The following is a 12605-nucleotide window of genomic DNA, read 5'->3' on the forward strand; positions in this document are numbered from 1 at the left end:
CGCGTAGTGCGGCCGGGGCGGCACGTACCGGGGGGTGAGCCGCGAGTACAGCGGATGGGTGGAGGGCGGTTCGGCGGGGTCCGGAGGCGGGGCGCCAGGACTGGGCGCGCCGCCCGGTGCGTACCCGTCGCTGAGGTCGGCCTGGATCGTCACGGCGTTGAAAATACGGCCGTCCGGACACCGCAAACAGCAGGTCAGGCCCTCTCCGCAGATCCTTAAGGCAGCCTTGAGGATCGGCTGACCGGGGGTTAAGAACCACGGGTGCGGCAGTGCCGCTCCGGTTCCGGCCTTCTCATCCCAACAGCTCGGCCAGACGGGCGCCCCGGCTCTCCGCGACGCGGTGCACGTCGGCCAGCGCGGCGGTCAAGTCCTCTGCCAGGAGGTGGATTTCCCCCGGCGTCCAGCACCGTCCCGCCAGTACCGCCCGCGCCTCCCCGATCAGCTCGGCGGCGGAACCGAGCTGCTTCGCCTCGACGATGTCGGCGGTGCGGGACACATAACCGGTCCCGTCGCCTGCGAGGTAACAGGGCTTCCCGTCGGGGCTCGACCAGGGCAGGAGCCTTGGGGTGGACTCGGTCATCGCGCTAACTCCCTTGCTGTCCTTGGTAACTGGATGTAGCCAATTGGTCACCTGGGTAACGCGTCGGGCAATAGGATCGGAGTGCTTGAAGCGGCCGTCCGCAAGTCTGCGAGCTGCCGCTGTACCGGCACGCATCCACATGCCGAGAGGTCATGGCGTTGGACGAAACGACCCCGCCCGAGCACTTGAATCCGCTGCAACGCTTCGGGCGCGACATCAAACAGGTACGACTGGCCCGCAAACTCACCCAGAAGCAGCTGGGCAAGGCCACCGGCTACTCCGAGGGCTACGTCAGCAAGGTCGAATCCGGCACACTCCTGCCCCGCCCCAGCGAGAAGTTCGCCAAGGGCTGCGATCTCACCTTCGGGACGGGGGAGTTGTTCGCGGGGTTGCTGCGGAGGATCGAGGAAGGCGACCACCCGAGCTGGTTCGTGCCGTATCTGAACCTGGAGCGGAAGGCGTCGCGGATACTGGACTACTCGACGGGCCTCGTGAAGGGCCTTCTCCAGACGGAGAGTTACGCACAGGCCATCTTCGAAGCGTACTTCTCCCGGGAAGAGTCGGAGGTGATCGAAAGCAAGGTCGCCGCGCGTCTGCGGCGACGCGAAGTCTTCGAGCTGAGCACTCCGCCTTTCCTGTGGGCCATCGTGCATGAGTCGTGCCTACGAACGGTCGTAGGGGGACCCGAGATTATGGCCGAGCAGCTTGAGTACCTGCTGACCGCCGCCGCAACACCGAACATCAAGCTCCAGGTCATGCCGTTCTCGGCAGGCGCTCCGGCCGCACACGCGAAGCCCTTTACAGTGCTCCGCTTCACAGACTCCCGCACGGTGCTCTATACGGAGACCCGGGTAGGAGGCAGGATGCACGACTCCGCACAAACGGTCGACGCCGCTCTGGATGACTACGATCTGCTCAGGGCACACGCGTTGGCCCCCGATCGATCAGTGGCCTTGATCGAAACTCTGCTGAAGGAGTACCGCGCATGAGCGCCGCCCTGAATCTCGCCGGAGCCGAGTGGCTCAAGTCGTCCTACAGCGACGCCAGCGGCGGGGACTGCATCGAGTTCACGCGCGACTTCGCCTGGCTCAAGTCCTCGTACAGCGACGCCAACGGCGGCGAGTGCGTCGAGTTCACGCGCGACCTCACCTGGGCCAAGTCGTCCCACAGCGACGCCAACGGCGGCCAGTGCCTCGAATTCTCCCGCGGTCTCACCGAACCCCACGGACTCGTCCCCGTGCGTGACAGCAAGGCCCCGGACGGACCCGCGCTCATATTCCCCGCGCGCGACTGGTCCTCGTTCGTCTCGGCGGTCAAGCGCGGGCAGTTCACCGCCTGACGGGCCACCCAGGAGCAGGCCACCGGGAAAACCGCTTGAGCGCGGCGGCATCGAGCTGCAGTTCGTCGGATCGGGCCGCTGAAGGACATGTCGTACGGGGTGCGGCAGTTCCTCCTGACCGATCCGGGCGGCAACTGCCTCCGTATCGGTCAGCCGACGGGCGCGGACCCGCACCACCGGCCCGCGCCCGAGGAGACCTTCGCGCGCGCCCTGCATCACGCGTCGCTCCTGGCGGACTCCAAGCAGGACCCGTTGGCGGCCGCCAAGGTCATCGACCGGGCTCTGCGCCTCGGCGAGCGGCCCACGCCCGTGCAGCTCCTCGGCCTCCTGGTGCTGCGCGCGGACGTCGCCGGGCGGCTCGGCGACAGCGGCGCCCGGGCGACCGCGCTCACCCGGGCCGACGCCGTCCATCTCACCGCCGGGGAAAGGGAGTCGGCCCGCGACAGCCTCGTGCGGCTGGAGGAGCTGCGGGAGGCCGGCTCCGCTTCCTGACGGCTGGTTGCCGCCCGGCAGCGGTGCCGGGCAGGCGGGGTTACGGCTCGATGGTGACCGGCTTCTCGGCACGCAGGTCGCTGACGAAGCCCCCCTTGATCACGCGCGTCCAGTAGGAGTGGGCGCGGGCATCGGACGGAATGTCGGCGTCGCGCTCCAGCTTGCGGTCCATCGAGGTGGCACCGGCCCGGACGTCCCACTGGAACGTGTAGGGGTGCCAGATGCCGATCTCGCTGGAGTAGAAGGGCTTGCGCTCCATCAGGACGACCTGGTCCGGGTTGCCCTGCGCGGGCTTCCACGTGACGCGGACAGTGGCCGCGTCGAGGCGGTCGACGGACGTCAGCTCCGGCGCCTTCGGGATCACCGAAGAGGCGGCGGGCTTGAGGTCGTTGCTGTGGATCGTGCGCGGTACGGACGGATCGTAGTTCTCCGGGCGCTCCAGCTTCCCTGTGACGCGGAGCGCGGTGGGGGCCTGACCGCGCCCGGCCGCGCACGCGTCGACCTGGACGACCTTGCGCCAGTCGCCGGAGAACCTCACGTAGTCCTCCTTCTGGGGCGTCAGCTCGCGCGCGCCGTCGCCGAAGACCCCGCTCACCGAGTAGACGTAGCGGGAGTCGTGGGAGCGGACCACCTGGTAGCCGCAGCGGTCCACGGCCGCGGCGCGCGCGTCGACCGCCGGCCGGAGCGAGGACGCGTCGCCGGCGGGGGCCGACGGGGCCGCGGCGGCGGCGCCCGCACCCGAGGCGAGGGCACCGAGACTCAGCGCGCAGGTGGCGATGGCGGCAGCCATACGAGAGGTCATGCATCCTCCGGTGACATCCAACGGCCCACGGGGAGCCGGGGAGCAGATGACGTGCTGGGCCGGCCCGGCCACCTCTACGGCCTGAGCACGGATTCGGCTGCGGCACGGGAAGCCTCGGACGCTGGGTCGGCCCTGACCGGGATCGCCCGATCTGGGCTGGACGCTATCGGCAATTGACGGTCAAGACCAAGTCAATGAATGGTAAAGCGACGGTTTTGCGTCAGCCTTTGGCCGAGGCCGTTCGGGGCGGCGACGCGGGGGCGACGCGGGGGCGCGCTCCGCCCGGCCGGGGCGGGCAAACGGACACGTTCGGCGCCGGATCACACTCGGCAGCGGAACACCTTCGGCACGGCACCGGGAGTCCCCCGTCCGGGCGCCCCACCTGGCGAGGTGCGGTCCGCGCGCAGACCATGGCGACACAGCGGATGGCGGCCGGTGAGAGCGGCCGCGCGCCGGGAGTCCTCCAGGAGATGCGATGCGTCAGACCCGTCTTGCCGGGGAGCCTGCCGAGTACGCCGAGGCCCGCGAGGAGCTGCGGCAGGCCGAGATCGAGCTGATGCGCCGGCGCGAACAGGTCGCCGAGCTGCGGCGGCGGCTGCCGCTGGGGCCTGTAGTCGACGACTACGTCTTCGATGAGGGGCCCGCGGATCTGGAGGCCGGGGACGAACCGGCGAGGGCCGTGCGGCTCAGCGAGCTGTTCAGCGAGCCGGGACGCGACCTGATCGTCTACCACTTCATGTTCGGCAAGCAGCAGAAGCAGGCCTGCCCCATGTGCACGATGTGGATCGACGGCTTCAACGGGGTCGTCGACCACCTCACGCAGAACGTCGACTTCGCCGTCGTCGCCGCGGCCGGGCTGCCGGTGCTGCGCGCCTACGCACGCGACCGGAAGTGGACGAACCTGCGGCTGCTCAGCGCCGGGGCGAGCACCTTCAAGTACGACCTGGGCAGCGAGGACGCCGACGGCAGCCAGGACTCGACGGTGTCGGTGTTCACCCGCGACGACACCGGGGCGGTGCGCCACGTCTACTCGGTGCACCCCCGGATGGCCGAGGACATCGACCAGCGCGGCATCGACCTGCTCACCCCGGTATGGCACCTGCTCGACCTCACGCCCGGGGGCCGCGGCGACTGGTTCCCCTCGCTCCGTTACTAGGGGGGAGTTGGAGGTCCGTGCGCGGAACCTCCGTATCGCCGATGCGGCGTGTACCGGTGGGTGCTCTCGTATCCCGGTGACCAGGAGCCAACGGTGCCGAGTGCACGCATGACCGGCGCGCATGACCCAGCAGCCCTGACGGCCGTCCTCTACCAGCAGGCTCCCGGAACCAAGTCCCGGGAGCCTGCCGCGTATACGGCGTCTGCGGCCCGGCGCGGGGCTCCTCGTCTCCTGCCGCTGGCCCGCCGTATGAGACGGCTTCTTAGAAGCCTCTTAAGACTCGGGACTATCCAGTCCTCATGACATCCGACGTTTCCAGGTCCCCTCGGGACACCGGCCGTGGCCGGGCCACCGCCACCCGCGTTCTCGCCGCCTCCCTGGCCCTCACCGCGACCACCTTCGGGGTGGCCGGATGTGACAGTGCCTCGGCCGGCACGCTGGAGGGCAGCCGGCTCGAACTGCCGGTGGCCGGTGGTACGGCCGTGGTCGACACCGCCTCGCTGGCGGTGAGCGCGCGTACCGCGGGCGCGCGGGAGCTGGTGCTGTCCGGTCCGGCGGGTGGCGGCGGGCTCGGGAAGCCGGGGCCGGTGACGCGGACGGGCGACGGGGCCAGCTGGACGTACCCCGCCAAGGGGCTGAAGGTGACGGCCGGTTCGGAGCGCGGGCGGCTGCGGATCAAGCTGCGGGCGGACCGTGACGGGTCGGTCAGCTGGCCGGTGACCGGTACCGACCGGGGCGCGTCCGCCCTGCAACTGCCGCGCGGGGAGGGCCTGGACGTGCCGGTGCGGGACGCGTTCTGGAACCGCGGGGCGGAGAAGGGCGGACTGGACGGCAGCTCCGTCGACGTGGGCGAGGGGCTCTCGCTTCCGCTGTGGGGCTACTCCATGGGCGGCGGCAAGGGCGGTTCCGGCGGCGGGGCCGGTGTCAGCTATCTGACGCCCACCGACATCGGGACCTCGCTCCGCTTCGCCTCCACGGGCGGGCGGCTGCGCACCACCGCCGCGCACGCCTTCGACGCCGGTGAGGGGACCCGCGACTACGAGGTCTCCTTCGCCCTGACCGACGGCAACCCGGTCGCCCCCGCCACCGACTACCGCTCCTACCTGGCCCAGCACGGACAGCTCGGCAGCCTGCGGCAGAAGATCCGGCAGAACCCGGCCAACGGCAAGCTGCTCGGCGCCTTCCACGCCTATGTATGGGGCGATGCCCGGACCGCCTCCGGGGTCGGCAGGATGAAGCAGCTGGGCGTGGACCGGATGTGGCTCGGGTACGACGCCGGTCCGGACCCGATGAACGCCGCGGCGGTGCGGGCCGCCAAGAAGGCGGGCTACCTCGTCGGCCCGTACGACACCTTCGCCAACGGGCAGGACCCGAAGACCGCCGACAGCCCCACCTCGGTCTGGCCCGGCCGGGTCTACCCCGACTTCTGTATACGGAAGGCGGACGGCACCCCGGAGGGCGGGTTCGGGGACCGCGGCTGCTACCTCAGCTCCCGCGCCTTCGAGAAGGCGGAGCCGGGCAGGCACTACCTCGCCGACCGCACCCGCACGATGGTCGCCAACGGCGCGGACAGCTACTTCCTCGACGTGGACGCGACGGGTGAGGTGTTCCGCGACCACGGCAAGGGCCATGAGATGACCAAGGCCGGTGACCGTGAGATGCGGCTCGCGCGGATGCGGCGGCTGTCGAAGAACCTCGTCCTCGGCTCGGAGTCCGCGCAGGCCTGGGCCAACAAGGTGGTGGCCTACGACCACGGCTCGGGCACCCCGGCCGCCGACGGCCTGTGGAAGCTGGAGAAGGACCGCGAGAACTGGGGCGGCTACTACCCGGAGAAGGCCCCGAGCATCTTCTTCAAGCCGGTGAAGCTGCCCGCCGAGCTGGCCACGGCCATGTACGACCCCACGTACCGGGTGCCCCTGTACGAGACCGCGCTGCACGGCTCGCTGGTCAACGCCGAGCGGTGGGAGCTGTCCTACGAGAAGCTGCCGGACCAGAAGACCAGCCGGGCGCTGCTGGCGATGCTCTACAACACCCCGCTCAACTACGTCCTCGACGGCCCGACGCTGGAGAAGAACGGGCGCGAGCTGGCCAGGCTGCAGAAGTACTTCTCGCCGCTGCACCGGGCGGCCGGAACCGAGCAGCTGACCTCGTTCCGGTGGCTGACCGGTGACCGCGGCGTACAGCGCACGGTCTTCGGGGACGGTGCGCTGACCGTCACCGCCAACTTCGGCAGCCGCGCCCACGACGGCCTGCCGGGCGGCTGTGTCGACGCCCGGCTGCGCACCGACAAGCAGCCGCGGCGGCTGTGCCCGGCGCAGCCTCAGGGCTGACCCTGAGGGGCAGGGGCGGGCCGGAGTGGTCCGCCCCCCTACGGGTTCCCCGCCCTCACACGGCCGTCCGCGCGCCACTGAGGGCAGCGTTCCGCCCGGGAAACAGAGCAGATGCGGGCGGGTAACAGCAGGGCCGCAGGCTGCTGAACATGACCTCGATGCCGCCGCACCCGGAAGCCACGCCAGCCGCCGCGCCTGGCACCGCCCCCACCCTCGTTCTCGTCGGCCACGGCATGGTCGGCCAGCGCTTCCTGGAGGAGCTGGCCGACCGCGGTGTCACCGGGCGGGCGCGGGTGGTCGTGCTGTGCGAGGAGCCCCGCCCGGCCTACGACCGCGTCCAGCTGACGTCGTACTTCGCCGGCCGCACCCCGGACGACCTGAGTCTCGTCGACCCGGACTTCATGGCCCGGCACGGCATCGAACTGCACCTCGGCGACCCCGCCACCGCCGTCGACCGCGAGGCCCGCACGGTCACCGCCCGTAGTGGCCTGACCGTCCGCTACGACGCCCTGGTGCTGGCCACCGGCTCCTACCCGTTCGTCCCGCCGGTGCCCGGCAAGGACAGCGCGGGCTGTTTCGTCTACCGCACCCTCGACGACCTGTTCGCCATCGAGGAGTACGCGAAGCACGCCCGCACCGGCGTGGTCGTCGGCGGCGGGCTGCTCGGCCTGGAGGCGGCCGGGGCGCTGAAGGGGCTGGGGCTGCGCACCCACATCGTGGAGTTCGCGCCGCGGCTGATGGCCCTCCAGGTCGACGAGGGCGGCGGCCGCGCGCTGCGCCGTACCGTCGAGGAGATGGGCCTGGAGGTGCACACCGGCGTCGGCGGCAAGGAGATCGTCGCGGACGGGGCCGGTGCGGTGACCGCCATGGGCCTGTCGGACGACTCCCGTATCGAGACCGATCTGGTGGTCTTCTCGGCCGGTGTCCGGCCCCGCGACCAGCTCGCCCGGGACTGCGGGCTGCCGGTCGGCGACCGCGGCGGCGTCGTCGTCGACGAGCGGTGCCGCACCGCCGACCCGGCCGTGTACGCGATCGGCGAGTGCGCGCTGGCCGCCGACGGCCGGGTCTACGGACTGGTCGCGCCGGGCTACGACATGGCCCGCGCGGCCGCCGCCACCCTCGCCGACACCCTCGGCGCCGGCACCGGGGCGTCCGAGGGCTTCACCGGCGCCGACCTGTCCACCAAGCTCAAGCTGCTCGGGGTGGACGTCGCCTCCTTCGGCGACGCGCAGGGCACCACCGACGGCTGCCTCGACGTGGTCTACGCGGACGCCCGCAGCGGCGTCTACAAGAAGCTGGTGATCGGCGCCGCGGGCGAGCTGCTGGGCGGGGTGCTGGTCGGTGACGCCGAGGCGTACGGCATGCTGCGGCCGCTGACCGGCAGCGTGCCGCCGGTGCCGCCCGAGCAGCTGGTGCTGCCCGCCGGGGCCGAGGGCGGGGGCGCCGCGCTCGGCCCGTCCGCGCTGCCGGACGGCGCGGTGCTGTGCAACTGCCACAACGTGACCAAGGGGACGGTCCGGGCGGCGGTCACCGAGCACTCCTGCGGGACGCTGCCCGAGATCAAGAAGTGCACCAAGGCCGGTACCGGCTGCGGCAGTTGCGTGAAGTCGCTGACCGCCGTGATGAACGACGAGCTGACCGCGTCCGGCGCCACCCTCGACACCGGGCTGTGCGGCTGTTTCCCGCACACCCGCGCCGAGCTCTACGAGATCGTCCGCACCCTGCGGCTGACGTCCTTCGCCGCGCTGCTGGACTCGCACGGCCGCCCGGAGGCCAGGAACGGTGACGGCTGCGAGATCTGCAAGCCCACCGTCGGTTCGATCATCGCCTCCCTCGCGCCCAGTGTCGGCGCCGACGGCTACGTCCTCGACGGCGAACAGGCCGCCCTCCAGGACACCAACGACCACTTCCTCGCCAACCTCCAGCGCAACGGCTCGTACTCGATCGTGCCCCGCATCCCCGGCGGGGAGATCACCCCGGACAAGCTGATCGTGATCGGTGAGGTGGCCCGCGACTTCGGCCTCTACACCAAGATCACAGGCGGTCAGCGGATCGACCTCTTCGGCGCCCGGGTCGACCAACTCCCGCAGGTGTGGGCCCGGTTGGTGGACGCGGGCTTCGAGTCGGGGCACGCGTACGGCAAGGCGCTGCGCACCGTGAAGTCGTGTGTGGGGCAGACCTGGTGCCGCTACGGCGTACAGGACTCGGTCCGTATGGCCATCGACCTGGAGCTGCGCTACCGGGGGCTGCGCTCCCCGCACAAACTGAAGTCCGCGGTGTCCGGGTGCGCGCGGGAGTGCGCGGAGGCCCGCGGCAAGGACTTCGGCGTCATCGCCACCTCCAACGGCTGGAACCTGTACGTGGGCGGAAACGGCGGCGCCGATCCGCGCCACGCCGACCTGCTCGCCCAGGACCTGACCGACGCCGAGCTGATCCGCCTGATCGACCGCTTCCTGATGTTCTACATCCGCACCGCCGACCGGCTGGAGCGCACCTCCGCCTGGCTGGAGCGGATCGAGGGCGGCCTCGACCACGTCCGGGACGTCGTCGTGCATGACTCCCTGGGGCTGTGCGACGAGCTGGAAGCCCTGATGGCGGCCCATGTCACCCACTACCGCGACGAGTGGGCCGAGACCCTCGCCGACCCGGAGCGGCTGGCCCGCTTCGTCTCCTTCGTCAACGCGCCCGACGCGCCCGACCCGTCCGTCCGCTTCGTGCCGGAACGCGACCAGGTCAAGCCGGACCTGACGCTGCTGGCCGGGCCGACCCTGCCCGTTCGCACCCTGGAAGGGATCTCCGTCTGATGACCACCGCCACCGCTTCGCTCACCTGCACCGAGAAAGACATCGAGGCCGCCACCACGGCCGCCACGGTCGAGATCCGTTGCCCCGAGGGCTGGGTCGCGGTCTGCGCGCCGGCCGACCTCATCCCGGGGCGCGGTGTCGCCGCGCTCCTCCCGGACGGCACCCAGGCCGCGCTCTTCGCCGACCGCGCCGGGCAGACCTACGCGATCGCCAACCGCGACCCGTTCACCGGCGCCCAGGTCCTCTCCCGCGGCCTGACCGGCTCCGCCGACGGCCGCCCGTTCGTGGCATCGCCCCTGCTCAAGCAGCGTTTCGACCTGGCGTCGGGGAGCTGCCTGGACGATCCGTCGGTGTCGGTACCGACGTATCGCGTACGGAGCGTGCCGGGCCGGCGGGGCGCGCGAGGCGGGCAGGGCGTGTAGGGCAGGCGGGGCGTGCGGGGCGGGGTGGCCGGGTGGTCGTCGCTCGCGGCCGCCGGGACTAACGCGCAACCTTTCGGTTGCACCTCCTTCGCCTACGTGCAACCCTTGGGTAGCACGTAAGGCTTCAGCGGCCGACCCGAGAACGGCAGGAGGCGCACGTCATGAGCACCGACGGCAACCAGAACACCGGCACCGGCACCGACGGGGGCACGGGCAGCGGCGGCGGCCAGGACCGTATCGAGCGGGAGATCAGCATCGCCGCGCCCGTCGAGCGGGTCTGGGCCGTGCTCACCGAGCCGGAGCATGTCGGCTCGTGGTTCGGGCAGGGCGAGCCCACACCGGTCGACCTGCGGCCGGGCGGCATCATGCGGCTCGACCACGGCGAGTACGGCCAGTTCCCGACCACCGTCGTGACCGTGGACCCGCCGCACCGCTTCTCGTACCGCTGGGCCAGCGCCTTCCCGGGCGAGGTGGCGACCGAGGGCAACTCCACCCTCGTCGAGTTCACGCTCACCCCGGAGGGCGACGGCACCCGGCTGCGCGTCGTGGAGACCGGATTCGCCGCGCTCACCATCCCCGAGGAGCGGCGGAAGACGGCCGGTTACGAGAGCCACTCGGCGGGCTGGTCCGGCCAGGTGGAGAACATCCGGCGGTACACGGAGCAGCTCGCGGCATGACGAAGAAGGCAGCGCCGGGGCCGGAGGCCGGGGCGGAAGCAGGACCGGACGCCGGGGCCGGAGCAGGACCGGACGCCGGGGCCGGAGCAGGGCCGGAGCGTCACGCGGGCGCGGGCCCCGGCGCGGGCGGGGACGCCGTGGCGGAGGTGTTCGCCGCCCTGGCGGACCCGACCCGGCGCCGGATACTCGACGCCCTCGCCGCCCACGGCGAGGCGACCGCCACGGTCCTGGCGGCGGAACTCCCCGTCAGCCGCCAGGCCATCGTCAAACACCTGGGCGTCCTGGACCGGGCCGGTCTGGTCGCCGGCCACCGGGAGGGCAGGGAAGCCCGCTACCGGGTCATCCCGGAGCGGCTGGGGGTCACCGCCCGGTGGATGGACCGGGTGGCCGCCGCCTGGGACACCCGCCTCTCGGCCATCAAGCGCCTCGCCGAAGGGGAGTGAGCCTGGGCGGGGCGGTCACGACGGGCGTTCTGTGGTGGGGGCGTCTCTCGGGGCCCTCGGTGGGGGCGTCCCCCGGTGGGTGGGGCCGTCGCGGACGTGGGGGTGGTGGCGGCCGGGGGTCCGGGCGCGCCGCGGCCGTCGCCTCCGCCCCTCCTCCGCCCCTCCGGCCCCATCCGTCCCAGCACGCGGCGTAACCTGGTTGCCCCCCTACGGAGGAGCGCAGGCGTGACCAGGTGGAACACCAGCCATATCCCCGACCAGACGGGCCGCTCGGCAGTCGTCACGGGCGCGAACAGCGGCATCGGCTATGTCACCGCACGCGAACTGGCCCGCCAGGGCGCCCGTGTCCTGCTGGCCTGCCGTAGCGAGACGCGCGGGATCGCCGCCCTGGACCGGCTGCGCGCCGAAGTGCCCACCGCCGAGGCCGAGTTCCGGCCGCTCGACCTGGCCGACCTGTCCTCCGTACGCGACTTCGCCGCCGCCCTCGACGACTTCGACGGCGACCGCCTCGACCTGCTCATCAACAACGCGGGGGTGATGGCCCTGCCGCACCGCACCACCGCCGACGGCTTCGAGATGCAGTTCGGCACCAACCACCTCGGTCACTTCGCACTGACCGGGCTGCTGCTGCCCAAGCTCCTCGCCACGCCCGGCGCCCGGGTCGTCACCGTCTCCAGCATGCTGCACGCCCTCGCCGACCTCGACCACAGCGACCTCAACAGCGAGCACTCCTATCGCCGCTGGATCGCCTACGCCCGCTCCAAGAGCGCCAACCTCCTGTTCGTCCACGAGCTGGCCCGGCGGCTGGCCGCGGCCGGTTCACAGGTCGTGCCGGCCGCCTCGCACCCCGGCTACGCCTCCACCAACCTCCAGACCGCGGGCGCCCGGATGGAGGGCCGCAGCTCCGCCGAGCGGGCCATCGAACTCGCCAACCGCCTCGTCGCGCAATCCCCGGACGGCGGCGCCCTGGGCACCCTCTGCGCGGCCACCGCCCCGCACATGCGGCCGGACTCCTTCATCGGCCCGCGCAGCGGACTGCGCGGCGCGCCCGCCCAGTCCTTCCGCGCACCGTGGACCAAGAAGGACGCCAACAGCGAGCGCCTGTGGGCCGCCTCGGAGCAACTCACCGGTGTCCGCTACGACTTCTCCCGGCCCGCCGCGGCGTTCTGACCCCTACGGGGCATGGAAAGATCCGTACCCGTGTACGAGCGACCTTTCCCTCCACAGCAGCCCTCCCAGCCGGGGCCGCCGCCTCCCTATCCGCACCAGCCTCACCCGTATGCCCAGCAGCAGCCGCAGGCACCACAACAGCCGCAGGCGCCGCAGCACCCCTACCAGGGTCAGCAGCCTCCCTACCAGGGTCCGCAGCAGGGTCAGCAACCCCCGTATCAGGGGTACCAGCAGCCGTATCAGGGACAGCAGCACCCGTACCAGGAGCCGCAGCACCCCTATCAGGGCGCCCCGTATCCCTCTCAGGGTGCGCCGCATCCCTCTCAGGGGCCGCAGCACCCGTATGCCCAGCAGCCCGCTCCCCACGACCCGTACGCTCCGCGCGCCGCG

General features: G+C 71.8%; 12 protein-coding genes and 1 pseudogene. 10 read left to right on the forward strand and 3 right to left on the reverse strand.

Translation table 11 applies throughout. The features are described 5' to 3' along the window. Window positions 1-292: 292 nt before the first annotated feature. Window positions 293-580 carry a hypothetical protein gene (locus ACWC9R_RS02140; RefSeq protein ID WP_450728131.1) on the reverse strand — a complete coding sequence of 96 codons (288 nt, stop codon included), beginning with the start codon at window positions 578-580 and terminating at the stop codon, window positions 293-295. A gap of 152 nt (window positions 581-732) precedes the next feature. On the opposite strand from ACWC9R_RS02140, the gene ACWC9R_RS02145 reads away from it, so the two are divergent. From ACWC9R_RS02145 to ACWC9R_RS02155, 3 genes and pseudogenes are all read left to right on the forward strand, one after another. Then, window positions 733-1569 (forward strand): helix-turn-helix domain-containing protein, encoded by an 837-nt coding sequence (locus ACWC9R_RS02145; RefSeq protein WP_450728133.1) that lies wholly within the window; start codon window positions 733-735, stop codon window positions 1567-1569. Next, on the forward strand, window positions 1566-1919 hold the full coding sequence (locus ACWC9R_RS02150; RefSeq protein ID WP_450728135.1) for a DUF397 domain-containing protein: 354 nt from the start codon (window positions 1566-1568) through the stop codon (window positions 1917-1919). The genes ACWC9R_RS02145 and ACWC9R_RS02150 overlap by 4 nt, the downstream gene beginning before the upstream one ends. A 66-nt stretch (window positions 1920-1985) precedes the next feature. After that, window positions 1986-2411: pseudogene (locus tag ACWC9R_RS02155) on the forward strand (VOC family protein); the annotation flags it as partial. A gap of 40 nt (window positions 2412-2451) precedes the next feature. On the opposite strand, the gene ACWC9R_RS02160 reads toward ACWC9R_RS02155, so the two are convergent. After that, window positions 2452-3213, reverse strand: a complete 762-nt coding sequence (locus ACWC9R_RS02160; RefSeq protein WP_450728137.1) for a hypothetical protein — start codon at window positions 3211-3213, stop codon at window positions 2452-2454. A 475-nt stretch (window positions 3214-3688) separates the two neighbouring features. Between ACWC9R_RS02160 and ACWC9R_RS02165 the strand changes: the two genes are divergently transcribed. The 7 genes from ACWC9R_RS02165 to ACWC9R_RS02195 all read left to right on the forward strand — a co-directional run bounded on the left by ACWC9R_RS02165 (window position 3689) and on the right by ACWC9R_RS02195 (window position 12215). Beyond that, a complete protein-coding gene (locus ACWC9R_RS02165; RefSeq protein ID WP_450728139.1) occupies window positions 3689-4369 on the forward strand; it encodes a DUF899 family protein in 681 nt (226 codons plus the stop codon). A gap of 299 nt (window positions 4370-4668) precedes the next feature. Then, on the forward strand, window positions 4669-6699 hold the full coding sequence (locus ACWC9R_RS02170; RefSeq protein WP_450728141.1) for a glycoside hydrolase: 2031 nt from the start codon (window positions 4669-4671) through the stop codon (window positions 6697-6699). Window positions 6700-6848: 149 nt separating this feature from the next. After that, entirely contained in the window at window positions 6849-9503 is a 2655-nt protein-coding gene (nirB, locus tag ACWC9R_RS02175) for a nitrite reductase large subunit NirB (RefSeq protein ID WP_450728143.1), read from the forward strand. Next, window positions 9503-9925: a nitrite reductase small subunit NirD gene (nirD, locus tag ACWC9R_RS02180; protein WP_450728145.1), complete on the forward strand. Its 423-nt coding sequence runs from the start codon at window positions 9503-9505 to the stop codon at window positions 9923-9925. The genes nirB and nirD overlap by 1 nt, the downstream gene beginning before the upstream one ends. Before the next feature lie 161 nt (window positions 9926-10086). Beyond that, window positions 10087-10602: an SRPBCC family protein gene (locus ACWC9R_RS02185; RefSeq protein WP_450728147.1), complete on the forward strand. Its 516-nt coding sequence runs from the start codon at window positions 10087-10089 to the stop codon at window positions 10600-10602. Window positions 10603-10739: 137 nt separating this feature from the next. Further along, entirely contained in the window at window positions 10740-11045 is a 306-nt protein-coding gene (locus ACWC9R_RS02190) for an ArsR/SmtB family transcription factor (RefSeq protein ID WP_018088131.1), read from the forward strand. Window positions 11046-11270: 225 nt separating this feature from the next. Then, window positions 11271-12215: an oxidoreductase gene (locus ACWC9R_RS02195; RefSeq protein ID WP_450728149.1), complete on the forward strand. Its 945-nt coding sequence runs from the start codon at window positions 11271-11273 to the stop codon at window positions 12213-12215. A gap of 3 nt (window positions 12216-12218) precedes the next feature. Here ACWC9R_RS02195 and ACWC9R_RS02200 read toward each other — a convergent pair whose 3' ends face one another. Next, window positions 12219-12581 (reverse strand): hypothetical protein, encoded by a 363-nt coding sequence (locus ACWC9R_RS02200; protein ID WP_450728151.1) that lies wholly within the window; start codon window positions 12579-12581, stop codon window positions 12219-12221. Window positions 12582-12605 lie beyond the last annotated feature (24 nt).

The organism is Streptomyces sp. NPDC001219, assembly GCF_053597915.1.